Here is a 21,970-nt window from a genome sequence, read left to right as displayed (position 1 = left end):
TGTTATGGCCTCATCGCGAGCAGGCTCGCTCCCACAGGTCCTGTACCACAGTAGAAGTGACCTACAGGATATAACGGGACAGGTCTTCGTTCTGCGCCAATTCGCCGAGGTGGCTGTTGACGTAGTCAGCGTCGATGCGGATCGGCTCTTCGCTGTGGGTGCTGGCCAGGTCGCTGGCACTGAACGACACCTCTTCGAGCAGGCGCTCAAGCAGGGTGTGCAGGCGACGGGCACCGATGTTCTCGGTCTTCTCGTTGACCTGCCAGGCGATCTCCGCCACGCGTTTGATGCCGTCGGGCTGGAACTCGATGGTCACGCCTTCGGTTTTCAGCAGGGCGCAATACTGCTCGGTGAGCGATGCATGCGGCTCGCAGAGGATGCGCTCGAAGTCTTCCGGCGTAAGGGCCTTGAGTTCGACGCGGATCGGCAGGCGGCCTTGCAGCTCGGGCACCAGATCGCTTGGCTTGCTCAGGTGGAACGCACCGGAAGCGATGAACAGGATGTGGTCGGTCTTGACCATGCCCAGTTTGGTGTTGACCGTGCAGCCTTCGATCAGCGGCAGCAAGTCGCGCTGTACGCCTTCGCGGGACACGTCGACGCCACCGGTATTGCCGCGCTTGGCGACCTTGTCGATTTCGTCGATGAACACGATGCCGTGCTGCTCGACCGCTTCCAGCGCTTTGGCTTTGAGCTCTTCGTCATTGACCAGGCGGCTGGCTTCTTCGTCGCGCACCAGTCTCAGCGCTTCCTTGACCTTGAGCTTGCGGCTCTTGCGCGTGCCCTTGCCCATGTTGGCAAACAGGCTCTGCAACTGGTTGGTCATTTCTTCCATGCCCGGTGGCGCGGAGATATCGACGCCGGACACTTCGGCTACTTCGATTTCAATCTCCTTGTCATCCAGCTGACCTTCGCGCAGGCGCTTGCGGAACAGTTGGCGGGTGTTGGAATCCTGGGCCGGCGCGGAGTCTTCGTTGCTGAAGCCCATGCGTGCCGGTGGCAGCAGTGCATCGAGGATGCGCTCTTCGGCGGCATCTTCGGCGCGATGGCGAACCTTGACCATTTCCTGTTCGCGCAGCAGCTTGATTGCTGCATCGGCGAGGTCGCGAATGATCGACTCGACGTCACGGCCGACATAGCCGACTTCGGTGAACTTGGTCGCTTCGACCTTGATGAACGGCGCGTTGGCGAGTTTGGCCAGGCGACGGGCGATTTCGGTTTTACCGACACCGGTCGGGCCGATCATCAGAATGTTCTTGGGTGTTACTTCAACGCGCAGCTCTTCAGGCAGTTGCATCCGGCGCCAGCGGTTACGCAGGGCGATGGCGACGGCGCGCTTGGCATCGTCCTGGCCGATGATATGGCGACTGAGTTCATGGACGATTTYGCGGGGAGTCATTGGCATAGTAATTGGCGGTCCTCAAGCAAGAATGAGCCGTGGCGCAAGGCCAAAACAGGCTTACTCGGCGAGATCCTGCTCCTCAATGGTGAAGGTGTGGTTGGTGAAGACACAGATGTCGCCGGCGATGCCGAGCGCGGTTTCAACGATTTCGCGGGCTGACAGATCGGTTTTCTTCAGCAGGGCGCTGGCTGCGGCCTGAGCGTAACCGCCGCCGGAACCCATGGCGATCAGGCCTTCTTCGGGTTCGACCACATCGCCGTTACCGGTGATGATCAGAGAGGCGTCTTTGTTGGCGACTGCAAGCATCGCTTCGAGGCGGCTGAGGGAGCGGTCGGTGCGCCACTCTTTGGCGAGTTCGACGGCGGCACGAACCAGATGGCCCTGGTGCTTTTCAAGCTGGCCTTCGAAACGTTCGAAGAGGGTAAAGGCGTCAGCGGTGGCGCCAGCAAAACCGGCGATGACCTGCCCGTGGTACAGGCGGCGAACTTTTTTCGCGTTGCCTTTCATCACGGTATTACCGAGAGAAACCTGGCCGTCGCCGCCCATGACGACTTTGCCGTGGCGGCGAACTGAAACGATGGTGGTCAAGAGAAGAGTCTCCACGCAGCGGGGCGAAAATGCCTTATCCCAACTCATATGGGGGTGGTGAGGCGTTTTTCAACTGCGGGGCGGGAGAGGGGACGAGCGGTGCGAGCGAATCAGAGATGTGGTGTTTATAAGGATGCCATCGCGAGCAGGCTCGCTCCCACAGGGGGTGGTGCATATTCTGTGGGAGCGAGCCTGCTCGCGATGAACGATGACGCGGTGTGACTGAAAGGATCAGCGGCTTTGGCGTTGTTGTAACAACAGGTTGCTGAAGCCGCTGCCAGCCAGTTGTTTCTGGGCGGTGGTCAGCTGTTCGCGGTTGCTGAACGGGCCGACCAGTACGCGGTACCAGGTCTCATCCTTCACCGTGCCGGACTCCACCGAAACCGCCTGGCCGAGCAGAATGATCTGCGCACGAACCTTGTCGGCGTCGGCTTCCTTGCGGAAAGAGCCAGCCTGCAGGAAGAACTTGGTCACCGGCGCCGCTTTCGCCACCGGTGGCGCTGGCGGCGGGGTAACGCCGCTCAGGGCCGCCTGCGCACGCGCGGTGTCGATCTTCGCTGCTTCTGCCGGGGTTACCGGTGCAACAGGTGCAGTCTGCGGCGTCGGCAGGGTTTTCTCCGGCACGGCATCCGGCGGCACGATGACCTCCGATTCCGGCAGCAAGGTGTAGAAGTCATATTTCGGCTTCACCGGCTGCGTCGGGCTCGGCGGGGTCTTGTTGGCCTCGGCGATCTTGCTGGCTTTCTGTTGCTCGACCTTCTCGCGCTTGACGCTTTCGCTACCTTTACCCGGCTCCAGCTTCATCAGGAACACGATGAATGCGCCTACGGTCAGGCCGATGGCCATCCACAGCCATCCCGGAATCGGCTTTTTTGCAGGAGCTTGGTAACGGCTGGCGCCACGCTTTGGTGCTGGTTTTTTCTTGGCAGCCAACTTACATACGCTCCAGAGTTTCCAGACCCAAGAGTTCCAGGCCTTGCTTGAGGGTGCGACCGGTCAATGCGGCGAGGCGCAAGCGGCTTTGCATTTGTGCCGGGGTTTCGGCGCTGAGGATCGGGCAGTTCTCGTAGAAGCTGGAGAACAGGCCGGYAACATCGTACAGGTAGGTGCAGAGGATGTGCGGCGTGCCTTTTTCGGCGACGTTGTTCAGCACTTCACCGAACTGCGCCAGCTTGGCGGCCAGTTCGTGTTCGTGAGTGGCCTCAAGGACGATCTGCCCTTCGACTTCGCTGAAGTCCTTGCCGAGTTTGCGGAACACGCCGGCTACGCGAGTGTAGGCGTACAGCAGGTACGGCGCAGTGTTGCCTTCGAAGTTCAGCATCAGGTCGAAKTTGAAGCTGTAGTCGCTGGTGCGGTGCTTGGATAGGTCGGCGTATTTCACCGCGCCAATGCCCACGACTCTGGCGATGTTGCGCAGGTCGGCTTCGGCGAGCTCAGGGTTCTTTTCCTTCACCAGCGTGTAGGCGCGTTCCTTGGCTTCGTTCAGCAGGTCGATCAGCTTCACGGTGCCGCCATCACGGGTCTTGAACGGACGGCCATCGGCGCCGTTCATGGTGCCGAAGCCCATGTGCTCCATTTCCATTGGATGGGTCACGAAACCGGCCAGGCGAGCCACTTCGAATACCTGCTGGAAGTGCAGGGCCTGGCGCTGGTCGACGAAGTACAGCACTCGATCGGCTTTCAGCACGCCGTTACGGTAGCGCACGGCCGCCAGGTCAGTGGTGGCGTAGAGGTAGCCGCCGTCAGCCTTGACGATGATCACCGGCAGCGGGTCGCCGTCGGCATTCTTGAACTCGTCGAGGAACACGCACTGGGCGCCGTTGCTCTCGACCAGCATGCCTTTGGCCTTGAGGTCGTTGACCACGTTGATCAGGTCGTCGTTGTAGGCACTTTCGCCCATCACGTCGGCCATGGTCAGTTTGACGTTCAGCTGTTCGTAGATTTTCTGGCAGTGGGACAGGGAAATGTCTTTGAACTTGGTCCACAGCGCCAGGCAGTCCGGGTCACCGGCTTGCAGCTTGACCACCAGGCCACGGGCGCGGTCGGCGAATTCTGCGGATTCGTCGAAGCGCTGCTTGGCGGCGCGGTAGAAATTTTCCAGGTCCGACAGCTCGTCGCTGGTAATCGGGTTTTCTTGCAGGTACGCCATCAGCATGCCGAACTGGGTGCCCCAGTCGCCGACGTGGTTCTGACGGATCACTGTATCGCCGAGGAACTCCAGCACGCGCGCCACGCCGTCGCCGATGATGGTCGAGCGCAAGTGACCGACGTGCATCTCTTTGGCCAGGTTCGGCGCCGACAGGTCGACCACGGTGCGCTGCACGGGACCCGCCTTGCGCACGCCGATCCTGGCGTCGGCCAGGGCTGCGTCCAGGCGCGAGGCCAGGGCCTGGGTGTTCTGGAAGAAGTTGAGGAAGCCCGGGCCGGCGATTTCGGTTTTGCTGACGTTTTCGTCAACCGGCAGTGCGGCGATGATTTTTTCCGCCAGATYGCGCGGTTTCATGCCGGCCGGTTTCGCCAGCATCATGGCGATGTTGCTGGCGAAATCGCCGTGAGTCTTGTCACGGGAGTTCTCCACCTGAATCGCCGGCGTCAGGCCTTCAGGCAACACACCGTCGGTAACGAGTTGGGTGAGGGCTTGCTGGATCAACTGGCGAATGGTGTCTTTCATGGTCTTCTCTTTCAACCGCAGAGCGGCGGCGCATCAATGCGCAGGTGGAAAAACTGGGCATTATCCGTTGCGAAGTCGGGCTTGCCAACCATAGCAGGCAGGTTATGGATATGTGGTGACAAATCGGGCGCCATCGCGAGCAGGCTCGCTCCCACAGTGGATCAGCAGTGCTCACCTATTATGTGCCTGGTACAAAATCCCTGTGGGAGCGAGCCTGCTCGCGATGGCAATCGCCGAATCAATACAAATCGACCGGATCGACATCCAAAGACCAGCGCACCGCCCGCCCGCTCGGCATCTGTTCCAGCGCCAGCAACCAGGCGCTCAACAATCGGTGCAGCGGCGCCCGTGCCGTGGCCTGCAACAGCAATTGCGCCCGATAACGTCCGGCCCGACGCTCCATCGGCGCCGGCACCGGCCCCAGCAATTCGATGCCGGTCAGGGTGTGCTCATCCAACAATCGCTCCGCCGCGCTGCAGGCTTCATCGAGGAAACTTTCGGCCTGCCCCGGCTTATGCGCCTCGGCCCGTAACAGCGCCAGGTGCGCGAACGGCGGCAGCCCGGCGGAACGACGTTCGCTCAAGGCCTGCTCGGCAAAGGCGAAATAGCCTTGCTCGGTCAGTTGCACCAACAACGGGTGGTCAGCCAGGTGAGTCTGGATGATCACTTTGCCCGGCTCTTCGGCGCGGCCGGCGCGTCCCGCCACCTGCACAATCAACTGAGCCATGCGTTCACTGGCGCGGAAGTCGCCGGAGAACAGTCCACCGTCGGCATCGAGAATCGACACCAGCGTCACCCGCGGAAAGTGGTGCCCTTTGGCGAGCATCTGCGTGCCGACCAAAATGCACGGCTGGCCTTTCTGAATGGTCGCAAACAACTGATTCATYGCGTCCTTGCGCGAGGTGCTGTCGCGGTCGACCCGCAACACCGGGTAGTCCGGGAACAGAATYCCCAGGCGCTCTTCAGCGCGTTCGGTGCCGGCACCTACGGGGCGCAAATCGACTTTGCCGCATTTCGGGCAGTGCCGAGGGACACGTTCAACGTAGCCGCAATGGTGGCAACGCAGCTCGCCGGAGCGCTGGTGCACGGTCATCCGCGCATCGCAGCGTTGGCACTCGGACATCCAGCCGCAATCGTGGCAGAGCAGGGTGGGCGCAAAACCGCGACGGTTGAGGAACACCAGGACTTGCTGGCCGGCAGCGAGGGTCTGGCCGATCGCCTGCTGCATAGGCCCGGAAATGCCGCTGTCCAGCGGACGGCTTTTGACGTCCAGCCGCAGGAAACGTGGCTGTTTCGCCCCGCCGGCGCGCTCGTTCAGGCGCAGGAGTCCGTAACGACCGGTGTAGGCGTTGTGCAGGCTTTCCAGTGACGGCGTCGCCGAGCCGAGGACAATCGGAATGTTTTCCTGCCGCGCTCGGACCAATGCCAGGTCGCGGGCGTGATAGCGCAAACCTTCCTGCTGTTTATAAGAGCCGTCGTGCTCTTCATCGATGATGATCAGCCCCGGGTTTTTCATCGGTGTGAACAGCGCCGAGCGGGTGCCGATAATAATGTCGGCCTCGCCATCTCGTGCCGCGAGCCAGGATTCCAGCCGTTCGCGGTCATTGACCGCCGAATGCACCAGGGCGATGCGCGCATTGAAGCGCTGTTCGAAGCGCGCCAGGGTCTGCGGCCCGAGGTTGATTTCAGGGATCAGCACCAGCGCCTGCTTGCCGGCCTCAAGGGTTTCTCGGATCAGCTGCAAATAGACTTCGGTCTTGCCGCTGCCGGTGACCCCGGCCAGCAGGAACGCATGGAAACTGTCGAAGCCTGCGCGGATCGCTTCATACGCGGCGCGCTGTTCCGGGTTCAGCGGCAGCTCCGGTTGCGCCAGCCAGTGTTCGTGACGCTCGCCGGGGGCGTGTTTGCGGATATCCACTTGCACCAGTTCTTTGGCCAGCAACAGGTCAAGGCTGTCCTTGCTCAGCATCAGTTTGCTCAGCAGTTGGTGAGCAACGCCATGCGGGTGCTGGGCCAGCGTCGCCAACGCCTCGCGCTGACGCGGAGCACGGGCGATACGCGGATCATCCAACTTGGCGCCCGGAGTGATCGACCAGAACCGCTCCTGGCGCGCTTCGGCCATTTCACCCTGGCGCAACAATACCGGCAGCGCCCAGCTCAAGGTGTCGCCGAGGCTGTGCTGGTAATACTGGGAAGTCCACAGGCACAACTTGAACAGCGCTGCCGGTAGCGGTGGCGTGGCGTCGAGCAGGGCCAGTGCCGGTTTCAGTTTGTCGGCCGGGACTTCGCTGTGGCTGGTGACTTCCACCAGGATCCCGATCATCTCGCGGCGGCCGAACGGCACCCGCAACCGCATGCCCGGATGCAAATGCGCGCGCAGGACTCCCGCCGGGGCACGGTAGTCGAACAGGCGGCGCAGGGGCGAAGGCAGGGCGAGGCGCAAAATGGCGTCGGGCACGCGGGGGGATCTCATTGAACAGGCGGTAAAGAAGGGTCGGAGCCTAGCAGACGGTCGGTGCAGTGTCCTCCATTAGGAAAGCGTTCGAGAGCTGGCGAGTGGATTTTAATGCCGTGCAAGGCGCCGCGACGAGCCATAGCGCGCTATGGGGAGGAGCGGCAACGTCGCATGGCATTAAAAGCCGCCGCCAGAATCGAACAGTCTTTTCTGATGGAGGACACTTTGGACAGCTTGCGTGATCGCAAAGGTCTGGTAGAATCCGCGGCCTAATTACGTGCGGTATTCAACAATAGTGTTGGGTGGCGGCACGCTAGCCTGAGGAAGACACCATGAAAGCCGATATCCATCCAGATTACCCAGTCATTGCTGTTACCTGCAGCTGTGGCAACAAGTTCGAAACCCGTTCGACCTTCGGCAAAGCTCTGCCGATCGACGTTTGCAACGAGTGCCACCCGTTCTACACCGGTAAGCAGAAGACTCTGGATACCGGCGGCCGTGTACAGAAGTTCGCCGATCGTTTCGGTGCTTTTGGCAAAAAAGCCTAAGACTGATCATGTTGGAAAGTCGTTTCGACTTCTCCAGACTGATGAAAAAGGCGCCCCTAGCGGGCGCCTTTTTTATGTCCGCGATTTGGCTCTCCAGCGCCCACGCCCTCTGTCCTGCGCCAGCCAGTCAGCTGGAAGCTGTCAGCGTGCAACGCGTGGTCGATGGCGACACGGTGCGCCTGAGCGACGGCCGCAATGTGCGCATGATCGGTTTGAATACCCCGGAACTGGGCAAGAAAGGTCGCTCCGACGAGCCATTCGCGGCGGCTGCACGCAAACGTCTGCAAGCGTTGGTGGCGGCAAGCGACGGACGGTTGGGTTTGCTGGCGGGACAAGAGGGTAAGGATCGTTACGGGCGCACCCTGGCTCATCTCTATAGTGCCAACGGTGACAATCTTGAAGCGCAGATGCTCGCCGAGGGGCTTGGTTACCTGGTGGCAGTGGCACCGAACGTCGATTTTGTCAGTTGCCAACAGGCCGCCGAACACACTGCGCGGCAGGCCAGGCTGGGGTTGTGGCGGCAGTCACCTGTGCTGAAAACGGAGCAGATCAACCAATCGGGTTTTGCGCTGCTCAGCGGACGTGTGAGCAAGGTTCAGCGCAATCGTGGCGGAATTTGGATCGAGTTGCAGGATTCGGTTGTATTGCACGTTGCACCCAATCTGTTCGGTCAATTCGATATGGCGGCTCTGGAGCGGCTCAACGGCAAGCGGATCGAGGCGCGTGGCTGGGTGATCGATCGCTCACGGCGCGGTGGTCTGGATTCCGGTCAAGCGCGCTGGTTATTGCCATTGACCCATCCGGCCATGCTGCAAGCTGTACCGTGAAAAGAAATTGTCGACATTTTTTAAGTTGATTGTGAACAGTTGAGCCCTTATGTTCCGTGGCTCTTGGCCCAAAGTCGTAGGGTAGGGCGCTTGACAGGGGTGACCGGTCAGTCTTGTGGGGACTTTGCGACGCGAGTATCCTCGGCGGTCCGTCGTTCAACAGTAAAAGCGGAATGCCCACATGTCTGATTTGAAAACTGCCGCTCTCGAATATCACGCCCATCCTCGTCCAGGTAAGCTGAGTGTCGAGCTCACCAAGGCCACCGCTACCGCCCGCGATCTGTCGCTGGCCTACAGCCCCGGCGTAGCCGAACCAGTACGCGAAATCGCCCGCGATCCTGAACTGGCCTACAAATACACCGGCAAGGGCAACCTGGTTGCAGTCATTTCCGATGGCACCGCGATTCTCGGCCTGGGTAACCTTGGCCCATTGGCTTCCAAGCCGGTGATGGAAGGTAAAGGCGTGCTGTTCAAGCGCTTCGCCGGTATCGACGTGTTCGACATCGAAGTCGACTCTGAAAGCCCGCAAGCCTTCATCGACACCGTCAAGCGTATCTCCATCACCTTCGGTGGCATCAACCTGGAAGACATCAAGGCACCCGAGTGCTTTGAGATCGAACGTGCTCTGATCGAGCAGTGCGACATTCCGGTGTTCCACGATGACCAGCACGGCACCGCGATCGTGACCGCTGCCGGCATGATCAACGCCCTGGAAATCGCTGGCAAAACCCTGCCGGAAGCCAAGATCGTCTGCCTGGGCGCTGGCGCTGCCGCTATCTCCTGCATGAAGTTGCTGGTGAGCATGGGCGCCAAGATCGAAAACATCTTCATGGTTGACCGTACCGGCGTGATCCACTCCGAGCGTGACGACCTGAACCAGTACAAAGCTGTCTTCGCTCACGCGACCGACAAGCGTACGCTGACTGACGCCCTGAAAGGTGCAGACGTGTTCGTTGGCCTGTCCGGCCCGAACCTGCTGAGCGCTGAAAACCTGATGCTGATGGCGGCCAACCCGATCGTGTTCGCGTGCTCGAACCCTGATCCGGAAATCGCCCCGGAACTGGCTCACGCCACCCGTAACGACGTGATCATGGCGACTGGTCGTTCGGACTACCCGAACCAGGTGAACAACGTACTGGGCTTCCCGTTCATTTTCCGTGGTGCTCTGGACGTTCGCGCCAAGCGCATCAACGAAGAGATGAAAGTGGCTGCGGCCAACGCTCTGCGTGAATTGGCCAAGCTGCCAGTGCCTCAGGAAGTGTGTGACGCTTACGGTGGCATCAAGCTGGAATTCGGTCGTGAGTACATCATTCCGAAGCCAATGGATGCGCGTTTGATCACTGTGATCTCGGATGCTGTGGCCAAGGCTGCAATCGAGACGGGTGTGGCGACTCTGCCGTATCCGAAGAACTACCCGCTGAAAAGCGTGGATGACGTGTTCAACGGCTAAGCCGTTGTAGCGTCCCCTAAAAAGCCCCGGCTCTCGCGAGTCGGGGTTTTTTTATGCCTGTCATTTACCATGCAAGCTGGCTTGCCTGCGAAGGCGGCCTGACAGTCGACCAACCTCTCGCAGGTGTACCCCAATCAAAACTGTGGGAGCGAGCCTGCTCGCGAAGGCGGCCTAATAGCCGACCAACCTCTCGCAGGTGTACATATCCATTCCTGCGGTAACGGCCGCTTAGGATTTCGCCCTTACGGCGAGGCACTTTTGGCAAACGCCCCAAAAGTACCCAAAAGGTCTCGCCCCAAGCGTACGGCACCTCGCCTAGGCTCGGCGTACCCTCACTCCGGTGTCCATCAGGGGGCATCGCCTACGGTCTGCTTCGCGACGACCTCCTCTCGATGTGTCCGGCTGCGCCGTACGGCGCTGCGCGCCCACCCCCCCTGATGAACACCTCCACTCGGCCTCCCGAAGGGGCGGGTGGATCAAGATCAACAGCAAAGCACGGCGACCTACCGGTCGGCCTGAGTGGTTGGGGCGTGAACGGCTTTAGATCGTTCCCGCACGCAGCAAAGGAATGCCGCCAGGGACGCTCCGCGTTCCGCTTCACGAGCTGACGCAGAGCGTAGGAACGATCATTTGTGTAATGCCCGTAGGATGAGGCCGGAACTTGATGACAGCATCACGGGCACCGTAGAAATCTCCGACAAGTCTTTAAGGTTGCCCCTCGGAAGCGTGGCTTCTAGCCTTTGATCGTCGCTGCCCATTCAGCGACCGGATTTGACCGTCCGTATAAATCAAGGCGCACCAGCGCCCAAGACCTATTCCAGGCGCTTTTTTTGCGTCTGAGGTATCGTGTCATGGCGGCTGTGCGTGGGACACCTTCGGGTGTGCCGGGTTCCTTGATTCCTGGTCGGTCAACCCGCGTACAGCTGCCACCTTTTCGTTTGACCGCGGACGGTGGTAGCTCCAACAATCAAGGAGCTCCATCATGATCAAAGAAACCCCTAATCCCCCAGAACACGACGACGTCTCCCCCTACGAATCCCTCGATTCAAAAAAGCTCCACGACGCTGCGCACCGCGCCCTCGATCACTACCTGAAACCCACCCTCGCCAAACTGCGCTTCAGCGACTTGCGCTCAGACCGCTTGTTCAGCGTTTCACCCGACGTAGGCCTCGAAAGCCTGTTGGCCAATGCCTCAGAGGATCTGGCCTCAGTCAAGGTCATGGCCGCCGACCTGGCATTCGAAATCGAGGGTTCGCGCCGCAGTGTGGCGTTGGCGATTTGCCGGATGGTCGATGGTGCTTTGTTGTTGGTGGACAAGGCGCTGGATGACTACAACCCGTCGGAGTCGGACCAGTTTTACGTCAAAGAGTAGAACTGCGAACTCCAGACGCAAAAAAGCCCCGCCTTCAAACGAAGAGCGGGGCTTTTTGTTGGGGCTGCGCGATCAGAACAGGTCGATCGGCGCCGCTTCGTCCGCGGGCAGTGGGCTGCCCGGTGCATTGCCGTTGCCCAGTTCGTTGRTCGATGGCGGGGAGTCTTCGGACTTGAACAGCTCGAAGTAGGCGCCTGGCGTGCTTGGGGTGGCTGCACGGCCGCTGACCGGGTCAACCCGCAGGCTGAGGATGCCTTCCGGCTCGGCCTGGGTATGCGGTGGTTTGCCTTTGAGCGCGGCGCTCATGTAGTTCATCCAGATCGGCAGCGCCACGGTGCCACCGAACTCGCGCTTGCCAAGGCTTTCCGGTTGGTCGAAACCGGTCCAGACCGTGGTCACGTAATCAGCGTTGGGTGATCTTGTAGCCGCCGTTGGCAAAGGTGCTCCAGCCGGTGGCGATTTCCATCGGCGTCAGCGTTGCGGTGCCCAGGGCCAGCGACAGGTTGCGCGGCAAGTCCTGCTTGTTGAAGCCGAACTTGCTGATGTAGTCGATGGTGCGATCGACGCCCAGCGCCTGGAGCAGGCGGATCGATACCAGGTTGCGCGACTTGTAGAGCGCTTCACGCATGCGGATCGGGCCGAGGAAGGTGTTGGTGTCGTTCTTCGGACGCCAGACCTTGTCCAGGTACTCGTCGACGAACACGATCGGTGCGTCGTTCACCAGCGTTGCCGGGGTGTAGCCGTTATCCAGCGCAGCGCTGTAGACGAATGGCTTGAAGCTTGAGCCCGGTTGGCGCTTGGCCTGCATGGCGCGGTTGTAGTTGCTCTGCTCGAAAGCGAAGCCGCCGACCAGCGCGCGGATGGCGCCGTTTTGAGGGTCCAGCGAAACCAGTGCGCTTTGGGCGACCGGAATCTGGCTGAACTTCAGGGCGTTGTCCGCTTGGCGCTGTACGCGAATCAGGTCGCCGACCTGGGCGACGTCTGATGGCTGCTTCGGTGCCGGGCCCATGCTGTTGGTGTTCAGGAACGGGCGCGCCCATTTCATGCTGTCCCAGCTGACATGTTCTTCGCCGTTGCGGGTCAGGACCTGCACGCCGTTTTTCTCGATCAGGGTGACGATGGCCGGTTCCAGGCCGCTGATGGTGCGCTGCTTGGTCAGTTCCGTGGCCCAGGCATCGGGCGTCTTGCCCGGCAGGCGGGATTCAGGGCCGCGGTAGCCGTGACGCTGATCGTAGGTGATCAGGCCTTCATGAACGGCGGTGTTGGCCATTTCCTGAAGGTTGCTCGGTACGGTCGTGGTGACGCGGAAACCTTCGGTGTAGGCATCGCTGCCATAACGGCCGACCATTTCGGCACGGGCCATTTCAGCGATGTACGGCGCGTTCACTTCCGGCGTCGGCACGTGATAGCTGGCGTTCAGCGGCTCGTTGATCGCGGCCTGATACGCTGCTTCGTCAATTTTCCCGAGCTTGTACATGCGCCCCAGGATCCAGTCGCGACGTTCTTTGCTGCGCGCCGGGTTGGCCAGCGGGTTGAAGCGCGAAGGGGCTTTCGGCAGGCCGGCGATCATCGCCATCTGCGCCAGGCTGACGTCGCGGATCGACTTGCCGTAATACACCTGCGCCGCCGCCTCGATGCCGTAGGCGCGGTTGCCCAGATAGATCTTGTTCACGTAGAGCTCAAGGATCTCGTCCTTGGTCAACTGACGCTCGATTTGCAGGGCCAGGAGGATTTCCGTGGTCTTGCGCGAGAAGCTGCGTTCGCTGGTGAGGAAGAAGTTCTTCGCCACCTGCATGGTGATGGTGCTGCCGCCGGATTGAATGTGTCCGCTTTTGACCAGTTGGCTCGCGGCACGCATCAGGCTGCTGGGGTCGACGCCATAGTGATTGGCGAAGTTGTCGTCTTCGGCACTGAGTAACGCATTGATGAAATTCGGTGGGATGTCGGCGAAGCGGATCGGCGTGCGGCGCATTTCGCCAAACTCGGCGATCAATTTGCCGTCGCTGCTGTAGACCCGCAAAGGAATCTGCAACTGAATGCTTCTCAGCGCCTCCACGGATGGCAATCCCGGACTAAGGTAAAGAAAAGCGCCGCTCAGACCGAGGAGCAGTCCGCAGAAAACGGCGACGATGGACCACCCGAAAAATTTCAGCAGACGAATCAAGGCTTTTGGACATCCAGGGTAAAGAATGAATTAGGCGTCAGGGCATTCAAGGTAAGCAAGGGTCGACCCGCGCTTGAGAAAGCGGAAAAAACGCTGGCCATTATAAGCATTTTTCCGCCAAAAGCGCATTTGGCGCCTCTGTCAAGACGCAGCTATTGAACGCAATGAATCATAAAGAGTCCGTAACTCACGGATAGTCATAGGGAATTGCAAGTGCTGGGACTCTTCAATAAAAAAAGCCGCACGCTTTTGGGGATCGATATCAGCTCCACTTCGGTGAAGCTTCTCGAGCTAAGCCGTGCAGGCAATCGATACCGGGTCGAAGCCTACGCGGTAGAGCCGTTGCCGACCAATGCCGTGGTCGAAAAAAATATCGCCGAACTCGAAGGTGTCGGGCAGGCATTGTCCCGGGTGTTGCTCAAGGCCAAAACCAGCGTCAAGAGTGTCGCGGTGGCGGTTGCCGGATCGGCGGTCATCACCAAGATCATCGAAATGGACGCCGGGCTTTCCCCTGATGAGATGGAAAATCAGCTGAAGATTGAAGCTGACCAATACATTCCCTATCCCCTCGAAGAAGTCGCCATCGATTTTGAAGTGCAGGGCGTTTCCCGGCGTAATCCCGAGCGGGTCGATGTATTGCTGGCGGCCTGTCGCAAGGAARACGTCGAAGTTCGCGAAGCCGCGTTGGCCCTTGCCGGCCTGACCGCACGGGTCGTCGATGTCGAGGCGTACGCGCTGGAGCGTTCATTCGGCTTGCTGACGGCACAGTTGGCCGGCGTGACCGAGCGCTCGACGGTAGCCGTGGTCGACATCGGTGCCACCATGACCACCTTGAGCGTGCTGTCCAACGGCCGAATCATCTACACCCGCGAGCAGTTGTTCGGCGGTCGTCAGTTGACGGAGGAAATCCAGCGCCGCTATGGCATGACCGTCGAACAGGCCGGTCTTGGAAAAAAACAGGGTGGCTTGCCTGAAGACTACGCCAGCGAAGTCCTGCAACCGTTCCGCGAGGCGCTGGTGCAGCAGGTTTCGCGATCGTTGCAGTTCTTTTTCGCCTCGGGTCAGTACAACGCGATCGACTACATCCTGCTGGCCGGTGGCACAGCCTCGGTCACCGGGCTGGATCGACTGATCGAGCAACGCTTGGGCACGCCGACGCAGGTGGCCAATCCGTTTGCGGACATGACATTGAGCAGCAAGGTCAACGCCGGCGCCCTGGCCAGTGATGCGCCGGCGCTGATGATCGCCTGCGGCCTGGCGTTGAGGAGTTTCGACTGATGGCGCGGATCAATCTTCTTCCTTGGCGCGAAGAGCTGCGTGAGGAGCGTCGCAAGCGCTTCCTGTTGGGGTTGGCCGGCGCGCTGGCGGCGGCGGTAGGGGTGATTTTTCTGGGTGACCAGGCCATCAGCAGTGCGATTGATCGACAGGTCGCCCGCAACGATTACGTCGGCAAACAGATCGCCGTGCTGGATGACCGGATCAAGCAGATCAGCGATCTGAAAACCCGTCGTCGGCAACTCGTGGAGCGGATGCGGATCATCCAGGACTTGCAAGGCAATCGATCGGTCAGCGCACGTATTTTCGATCAACTGGCGCGCAGGCTGCCGGACGGGGTGTATTTCACCGACGTGAAACTGGTCGATAAAACGCTGTCCATCAGCGGGGCGGCAGAATCGAACAATCGCGTCTCGGAGTTGTTGCGCAACCTCGATGCCTCCGACCGGTTCGAGTCGCCGAACCTGGCCGAGGTCAAAGCGACCACGGCCGGCGCGCTGGATCAGGCCAACGTGTTTCAGTTGACTGTTCGTCAGTCTCAACCGGCCGCAGCGGAGGACGCGAAATGAGTCCGTCCCAATGGTTCGAGGGGTTGCGCAAGGTCGATATCAACGACCTGGACCTGAACAACATAGGCTCCTGGCCCACGGCGATCAAAGGCCTGGCCAGCGGGCTGCTGATCGTGCTGGTGTTGGCGCTGGGCTACAGCTTTTACCTCAAGGATCTTGAAGATCAGCTTGAGCAGGCCCGCGCCGGGGAAGCCACCCTCAAGGAGCAGTTCGCGAGCAAGGCGCACATGGCGGCCAATCTGGAGCGCTACATCGAGCAGATGAAAGCAATGGAAACCTCCTTCGGCGTGCTGTTGCGGCAGTTACCCGGCGATACCGAGGTGCCCGGTCTGCTGGAAGACATCACTCGCACCGGATTGGGCAGCGGGCTGGAGTTTGAAGAGATCAAGCTGCTGCCGGAAGTCACCCAGCAGTTCTACATCGAGCTGCCGATCCAGATCACTGTCACTGGCGCCTACCATGACCTGGCGACCTTCGTCAGTGGCGTCGCCAACCTCCCGCGGATCGTCACCCTGCACGATTTCAACGTCGAGCCGGTCGTTCCGGGCAGCGGCGCGAAACTGCGCATGAACATCCTGGCCAAGACTTACCGCTACAACGACAAGGGGTTGCAGAAATGAACGCGGCCCGATGGTTTTCGCTGGCTGTGCTGCTGGGAGGGCTTGCCGGTTGCGGCAACGGTAACGACTTCAGCGATCTGGACGCCTACATGAACGAGGTACGCCTGCACCCGCCCGGCAAGATCGAGCCGGTGCCGACGTTCAGGTCCTACGAGACATTCACTTACAGTGCTGCGTCGTTGCGCAGTCCGTTTTCACCGCAGATCAGGGTCGACCTGGCAGGTCGAAAACCGGGGGCACGCAACGTCAAGCCCGATCCGAGCCGGGTCAAGCAATACCTTGAAGGTTTCAACATCGAGCAGTTTGAAATGGTCGGCACTATTTCCAATGCGTCCGGCGCCTTTGCGCTGCTGCGCGGTGCCGGTGGGGTGCATCGGCTGAAGGTCGGTGACTACCTGGGGCGCAACGATGGCCGGATCGTGGCCATCAGCGACTCGCAAGTCGATGTGGTCGAAATCGTTCCCGATGGCCAAGGTGCCTGGCTGGAGCGAGCGCGGACTATTCCTTTGAAAGAGCACTCATAGTGGAACTCGTATCATGAACAGGATCTTCTCAACCCTCGGTCTTTCGCTATGGATGGCGCTGCTTTCTCCGATGGTGCAGGCAGCCAATCTCAAAGCGCTGGATGTCGCCGCGCTGCCGGGTGATCGCATCGAGTTGAAACTGGCTTTCGACGGGCCACCGCCGACGCCTCATGGCTATACCACTGATCAGCCGGCACGCATCGCCCTCGATCTGCCGGGTGTGAGCAGCCAACTGGCGAGCAAGACGCGGGATCTGGGAGGCGGCAACGCTCGCAGTGCGACAGTGGTCGAGGCCAAGGACCGCACCCGTTTGATCATCAACCTGACACAGTTGACGCCTTACAGCACGCGAGTCGAGGGCAACACGCTGTTCGTGGTGATTGGGCAGGCTGCCGCTCAGAAACCCCGGCCCGCGGCACCGCGAGTGGCGAGCGCTATGCCAGTGGCAGCCAAGACTTATGCTCCCGTGATCAAGGCCATTCGCGGCGTGGATTTTCAGCGCGGTGCGCAGGGTGAAGGCAATGTCGTCATTGATTTGTCAGACGCCGGTATAAGCCCGGACATCCAGGAACGTGACGGCAAGATCATCCTCACCTTCGCCAAAACCCAGCTGCCTGAACGGTTGCGGGTTCGTCTGGACGTCAAGGATTTCGCCACGCCGGTGCAGTTCGTCAACGCCAGTGCGTCCGCCGATAAAGCGAGCATCAGCATTGAGCCCGGTGGTACATATGACTATTCGACTTACCAGACCGATAACAAGCTGACCGTCAGCGTCCGCCCGATGACCGTCGACGATCTGCAGAAGCGCAACGCAGAGCGCTTCGCCTACAGCGGCGAGAAGCTGTCGTTGAATTTTCAGGACATCGACGTGCGCTCGGTGCTGCAACTGATTGCCGATTTCACCAATCTCAATCTGGTGGCCAGCGACACGGTGCAGGGCAGCATTACCTTGCGCCTGCAAAACGTGCCGTGGGATCAGGCGCTGGATCTGGTGCTCAAGACCAAAGGGTTGGACAAGCGCAAGATCGGCAACGTCTTGCTGGTCGCGCCGGCAGACGAGATTGCCGCCCGCGAGCGCCAGGAGCTGGAGTCGCGCAAGCAGATCGCCGAGCTGGCGCCGCTGCGCCGTGAGCTGTTGCAGGTCAACTACGCCAAGGCGGCGGATATCGCCAAGCTGTTCCAGTCGGTGACCAGCGCCGAGGCGAAAGTCGACGAGCGTGGCTCGATCACTGTCGACGAGCGAACCAACAATATCATCGCCTACCAGACCCAGGATCGCCTGGATGAGCTACGGCGAATCGTCGCTCAGTTGGATATTCCGGTACGCCAGGTGATGATCGAGGCGCGGATCGTCGAAGCCAACGTCGACTACGACAAAAGCCTCGGCGTGCGTTGGGGCGGCTCGGTCCGCAACAAGGGTAACTGGAATGCCTCCGGGGTCAGCAACGGGGCCAACGCCTCATCGACCATTGGTACGCCGGGCAGCACCAGCACCAACTCACCGTTCGTCGACATGGGCGCGGCGGGAAATACGTCGGGGATAGGCATCGCCTTCATCACCGATAACGTGTTGCTGGACCTTGAGCTGACGGCCATGGAGAAGACCGGTAACGGCGAAATCGTCTCTCAACCCAAAGTGGTCACCTCCGACAAGGAAACCGCGAAGATCCTCAAAGGCACGGAAATCCCCTATCAGGAAGCCAGCTCCAGCGGCGCGACATCAGTGGCGTTCAAGGAGGCTTCGCTGTCTCTGGAGGTAACGCCGCAGATCACCCCGGACAACCGCATCATCATGGAGGTCAAGGTCACCAAGGATGAGCCGGACTACCTGAACAAAGTGCAGGATGTTCCGCCGATCAAGAAGAACGAGGTCAATGCCAAGGTACTGGTCAACGATGGCGAAACCATCGTCATTGGCGGGGTTTTCTCAAATACTCAGAGCAAGGTTGTAGATAAGGTGCCATTTCTCGGTGATGTGCCGTATCTTGGCCGCCTTTTCCGGCGTGACGTGGTGTCGGAGAAAAAATCCGAGCTGCTGGTATTTCTCACTCCGCGTATCATGAATAACCAGGCGATTGCTGTGAGTCATTGATTCTGTGCGAAATTTGATTCTTGTTGGGCCGATGGGTGCTGGAAAAAGCACCATCGGTCGCTTGTTGGCCAAAGAGCTGCGCCTGCCGTTCAAGGATTCCGATAAGGAAATTGAATTGCGCACGGGCGCCAATATCCCGTGGATCTTCGACAAAGAAGGCGAACCCGGCTTTCGCGACCGCGAGCAGGCGATGATCGCCGAGCTGTGCGCGCTCGATGGCGTGGTGCTGGCGACGGGCGGTGGCGCGGTGATGCGCGAAGCCAATCGTCTGGCCCTGCATGCTGGCGGGCGCGTGGTGTATCTGCACGCATCCGTCGAGCAGCAGGTCGGGCGCACCGCGCGCGATCGCAATCGTCCGCTGTTGCGTACTGCCGATCCGGCAAAAACCCTCCGGGATCTGCTGGCATTGCGCGATCCGCTGTATCGGGAAATCGCCGACCTGGTGGTGGAAACCGATGAGCGGCCGCCGCGGATGGTAGTCCTGGACATCCTGGAACGCTTGCAGCAGCTGCCTCCCCGTTAATGCACAGGGCGAAATGCGCTATCCTCGGCTCCGGTCATGACCGCTCGAAGGTGTGGCGCATGACGAACGGGCAGCGTCACACACGCAGATGTTGTCAGTCGATAATGTAAGGCACGACGCCTGATTCCAACTTCACTGTGGGGACACATGCAGACACTTAAGGTCGATTTAGGCGAGCGAAGCTACCCGATCCATATTGGCGAAGGGTTGCTGGATCAGCCCGAACTGCTGGCGCCGCATATCGCCGGGCGGCAAGTCGCGATCATCTCCAACGAGACCGTTGCGCCGCTGTATCTAGAGCGTCTGACCCGCAGCCTTGCACAGTTTTCGGTTATTTCCGTGGTTCTGCCCGACGGTGAAGCCTTCAAGAACTGGGAAACCCTGCAAACCATCTTTGACGGCCTGCTCACCGCTCGCCATGACCGCCGCACTACCGTGATCGCCCTGGGCGGCGGTGTGATTGGCGACATGGYCGGTTTTGCCGCCGCCTGTTACCAGCGTGGTGTCGATTTCATCCAGGTTCCGACCACCTTGCTGTCGCAAGTCGACTCTTCGGTGGGCGGCAAGACCGGCATCAACCACCCGTTGGGCAAAAACATGATTGGCGCCTTCTATCAGCCGAACGTCGTGTTGATCGATACCGCCACGCTCAATACCTTGCCGGCTCGCGAGCTGTCGGCGGGTCTGGCGGAAGTCATCAAGTACGGGTTGATCTGCGATGAGCCGTTCCTGACCTGGCTCGAAGACAACGTCGATCGCTTGCGGGCACTGGATCAAACGGCCCTGACCTACGCTATCGAACGCTCCTGCGCGGCCAAGGCTGCTGTGGTCGGTGCCGACGAACGCGAGTCTGGCGTGCGCGCGACGCTCAATTTGGGCCATACCTTCGGCCACGCCATCGAAACCCACATGGGCTATGGTGTCTGGCTACATGGTGAGGCGGTGGCTGCTGGCACTGTAATGGCCCTGGAAATGTCTTCGCGCCTGGGCTGGATCAGCGACCAGGAGCGTGATCGCGGCATTCGCCTGTTCCAGCGGGCCGGGTTGCCGGTCATCCCGCCAGAAGAGATGACAGAAGCCGATTTTCTCGAACACATGGCAATTGACAAGAAAGTAATCGACGGTCGTTTGCGACTGGTATTGTTGCGCCGCATGGGCGAAGCCGTAGTGACCGACGATTATCCGAAAGAGGTTTTACAGGCCACGCTGGGAGCGGATTACCGCGCCCTGGCTCAGCTTAAAGGTTAATAAGATCCCGATGACTAGTTTGCATGCCGACGAGGCGTTCCTCGGCCATTACCAGTTGAGTCACGACCCTTTCGCTCCACGGGTGCCTGGCTTCAAGTTTTTCCCTGCCCAGCGCAAGCCCGTGCTGGGGCAACTGCATCACCTGGCCCGTTACAGCCAGTTGTTGCTGGTGGTTACCGGCCCGCAAGGCAGTGGCAAAACCCTGTTGCGTCAGGCGCTGGTAGCCAGCACCAACAAGCAGTCGGTGCAGAGCGTGGTGGTTTCCGCTCGTGGTGCCGGTGATGCGGCGGGTGTGTTGCGTCAGGTGGCGCAGGCGCTGAACGTTGCCCAGGCTGAAGTCGGCGCGATTCTCAAGCAAGTGGTGCAGCTCGCACTGACCGGTCAGGAAGTCTACTTGCTGGTCGATGACGCCGAGCAACTCGACGAGTCCGCCCTTGAAGCGCTACTGGCGTTGGCGGCGGGTGCGCCGGAAGGTCGTCCGCACGTGTTCCTGTTCGGTGAGTCGTCGCTGATCGCTGAACTTGAGCAACTGAGCACCGAGGAAGAGCGCTTCCACGTCATCGAACTGCAACCTTACGCCGAAGAAGAAACCCGCGAATACCTGGCCCAGCGACTCGAAGGCGCCGGTCAGGGAATCGAACTTTTCTCTGCGAATCAGATCTCTGAGATACACGAAAGCTCCGATGGATGGCCTGGAAACATCAATCAGGTCGCCCGCGATGCGATGATCGAAGCCATGATTGCTAGCCGCTCAGCGGTCAAGCGTCCAAGTATGGGGTTCAATATGCCGAAGAAACACGTATTGGCGATATCTGCCGTAGTCGTGGTCGCGGTGGCCGCAGCCTGGTTGATGCCAGGTCGCAGCAAGGCACCAGCCACCGGCGCGCCCGCCAATGAGCAGGCGCAATTGCCACTGGGCACACCAAAGCCGAACGGCGGTGCTCCGGCGGTCGAGTTCGCCGGTAATACCCAGCCGATGCCATTGCCGCTGGTCGGACAATCGCAGCCGGTTATGCGCGGCCCATTGGCGGAAGCTGCGGGCGGTATCACTGAAGGCGACGACGGCGTGCCGGTCGAAGGCTCCAGCGCCAAACCGCCTACCGTGACCACCACTGCGCCGCCAGCCGGTATTCCGGCCGGTCCGACGCCAGCACCTGCGCCAGCGCCTGCGGCCAAGCCAACACCTGCTGCCAAGCCGGCGCCTGCGCCGACTCAGGTCGCTACCGCCAAGCCTGCTCCTGCACCTGCTCCTGCGGTCAAACCGGCTCCAGTGGCCAAGCCTGCCCCGGTCGCCAAGGCTGTCGAGAAGCCGGTCGAGAAACCGGCGACCGTCGCCAAAGCAGCAACCGGCGGTACCTGGTACGCAGGTCAGGCGCCAGGCAACTATGTGGTGCAAATCCTCGGCACCAGCTCTGAAGCCACGGCGCAGAACTTCGTCAAGGAGCAGGGCGGCGAGTACCGCTATTTCAAGAAAGTCCTCAACGGCAAACCGCTTTACGTCATCACTTACGGTAGCTTCGCCAACCGCGATGCAGCCGTTACCGCCATCAAGGCCTTGCCAGCGAAGGTTCAGGCTGGTAAACCTTGGCCTCGCTCTGTCGCCAGCGTCCAACAGGAACTGGCAACAGCTCGCTGAAGATTCGGC

The 21,970-nt window shown here is 60.4% G+C and carries 17 protein-coding genes and 1 pseudogene; 12 read left to right on the top strand and 6 right to left on the bottom strand.

Annotated features, from left to right (window positions below; genetic code table 11):
* Positions 1-61: 61 nt before the first annotated feature.
* From hslU to AC1DH9_RS02885, 5 genes are all read right to left on the bottom strand, one after another.
* Complete coding sequence (hslU, locus tag AC1DH9_RS02905; RefSeq protein WP_477807777.1) at positions 62-1,402, bottom strand: ATP-dependent protease ATPase subunit HslU; 1,341 nt, start codon at positions 1,400-1,402, stop codon at positions 62-64.
* Positions 1,403-1,456: 54 nt separating this feature from the next.
* Complete coding sequence (gene hslV, locus AC1DH9_RS02900) at positions 1,457-1,987, bottom strand: ATP-dependent protease subunit HslV (RefSeq protein ID WP_007899242.1); 531 nt, start codon at positions 1,985-1,987, stop codon at positions 1,457-1,459.
* Between the two features lie 231 nt (positions 1,988-2,218).
* Complete coding sequence (locus AC1DH9_RS02895; protein ID WP_054595220.1) at positions 2,219-2,920, bottom strand: SPOR domain-containing protein; 702 nt, start codon at positions 2,918-2,920, stop codon at positions 2,219-2,221.
* Position 2,921: 1 nt separating this feature from the next.
* Positions 2,922-4,658 carry an arginine--tRNA ligase gene (gene argS / locus AC1DH9_RS02890; RefSeq protein WP_477807776.1) on the bottom strand — a complete coding sequence of 579 codons (1,737 nt, stop codon included), beginning with the start codon at positions 4,656-4,658 and terminating at the stop codon, positions 2,922-2,924.
* Positions 4,659-4,896: 238 nt separating this feature from the next.
* Positions 4,897-7,116 (bottom strand): primosomal protein N', encoded by a 2,220-nt coding sequence (locus AC1DH9_RS02885; protein ID WP_427537719.1) that lies wholly within the window; start codon positions 7,114-7,116, stop codon positions 4,897-4,899.
* Between the two features lie 329 nt (positions 7,117-7,445).
* On the opposite strand from AC1DH9_RS02885, the gene rpmE reads away from it, so the two are divergent.
* From rpmE to AC1DH9_RS02865, 4 genes are all read left to right on the top strand, one after another.
* Positions 7,446-7,661 (top strand): 50S ribosomal protein L31, encoded by a 216-nt coding sequence (gene rpmE, locus AC1DH9_RS02880; protein WP_145016632.1) that lies wholly within the window; start codon positions 7,446-7,448, stop codon positions 7,659-7,661.
* A gap of 8 nt (positions 7,662-7,669) precedes the next feature.
* Positions 7,670-8,488, top strand: coding sequence for a thermonuclease family protein (locus AC1DH9_RS02875; RefSeq protein WP_427537722.1), 819 nt, complete (start codon positions 7,670-7,672; stop codon positions 8,486-8,488).
* A gap of 181 nt (positions 8,489-8,669) precedes the next feature.
* Complete coding sequence (locus tag AC1DH9_RS02870) at positions 8,670-9,938, top strand: malic enzyme-like NAD(P)-binding protein (protein WP_054595225.1); 1,269 nt, start codon at positions 8,670-8,672, stop codon at positions 9,936-9,938.
* Positions 9,939-10,920: 982 nt separating this feature from the next.
* A complete protein-coding gene (locus tag AC1DH9_RS02865; RefSeq protein WP_054593867.1) occupies positions 10,921-11,310 on the top strand; it encodes a DUF6124 family protein in 390 nt (129 codons plus the stop codon).
* 72 nt (positions 11,311-11,382) lie between these two features.
* On the opposite strand, the pseudogene AC1DH9_RS02860 reads toward AC1DH9_RS02865, so the two are convergent.
* Positions 11,383-13,471 (bottom strand): annotated as a pseudogene (locus AC1DH9_RS02860) (penicillin-binding protein 1A).
* 216 nt (positions 13,472-13,687) lie between these two features.
* Here AC1DH9_RS02860 and AC1DH9_RS02855 point away from each other — a divergent pair.
* The 8 genes from AC1DH9_RS02855 (at position 13,688) to AC1DH9_RS02820 (ending at position 21,961) form a co-directional block, all read left to right on the top strand.
* Positions 13,688-14,752 carry a pilus assembly protein PilM gene (locus AC1DH9_RS02855; protein WP_477807775.1) on the top strand — a complete coding sequence of 355 codons (1,065 nt, stop codon included), beginning with the start codon at positions 13,688-13,690 and terminating at the stop codon, positions 14,750-14,752.
* Positions 14,752-15,318: a PilN domain-containing protein gene (locus tag AC1DH9_RS02850; protein WP_427537729.1), complete on the top strand. Its 567-nt coding sequence runs from the start codon at positions 14,752-14,754 to the stop codon at positions 15,316-15,318. Before AC1DH9_RS02855 ends, AC1DH9_RS02850 begins: the two co-directional genes overlap by 1 nt.
* Complete coding sequence (pilO, locus tag AC1DH9_RS02845) at positions 15,315-15,938, top strand: type 4a pilus biogenesis protein PilO (RefSeq protein ID WP_054595229.1); 624 nt, start codon at positions 15,315-15,317, stop codon at positions 15,936-15,938. Before AC1DH9_RS02850 ends, pilO begins: the two co-directional genes overlap by 4 nt.
* Positions 15,935-16,462, top strand: a complete 528-nt coding sequence (locus AC1DH9_RS02840) for a pilus assembly protein PilP (RefSeq protein ID WP_427537733.1) — start codon at positions 15,935-15,937, stop codon at positions 16,460-16,462. The genes pilO and AC1DH9_RS02840 overlap by 4 nt, the downstream gene beginning before the upstream one ends.
* A gap of 13 nt (positions 16,463-16,475) precedes the next feature.
* Complete coding sequence (locus AC1DH9_RS02835) at positions 16,476-18,554, top strand: type IV pilus secretin PilQ (protein ID WP_427537736.1); 2,079 nt, start codon at positions 16,476-16,478, stop codon at positions 18,552-18,554.
* Positions 18,555-18,558: 4 nt separating this feature from the next.
* Positions 18,559-19,077 (top strand): shikimate kinase AroK, encoded by a 519-nt coding sequence (aroK, locus tag AC1DH9_RS02830; protein ID WP_427537739.1) that lies wholly within the window; start codon positions 18,559-18,561, stop codon positions 19,075-19,077.
* 147 nt (positions 19,078-19,224) lie between these two features.
* Positions 19,225-20,325 carry a 3-dehydroquinate synthase gene (gene aroB / locus AC1DH9_RS02825; RefSeq protein ID WP_477807774.1) on the top strand — a complete coding sequence of 367 codons (1,101 nt, stop codon included), beginning with the start codon at positions 19,225-19,227 and terminating at the stop codon, positions 20,323-20,325.
* Between the two features lie 10 nt (positions 20,326-20,335).
* The gene (locus AC1DH9_RS02820) at positions 20,336-21,961 is read left to right on the top strand and encodes an AAA family ATPase (protein WP_427537745.1); all 1,626 of its coding nucleotides are present in this window, start codon (positions 20,336-20,338) and stop codon (positions 21,959-21,961) included.
* Positions 21,962-21,970: the final 9 nt, after the last annotated feature.

It is taken from the genome of Pseudomonas sp. 05T35 (assembly GCF_056396605.1).
Note: the sequence above shows the minus strand (reverse complement) of the source record. Positions and strands in the feature narration are given on the sequence as shown.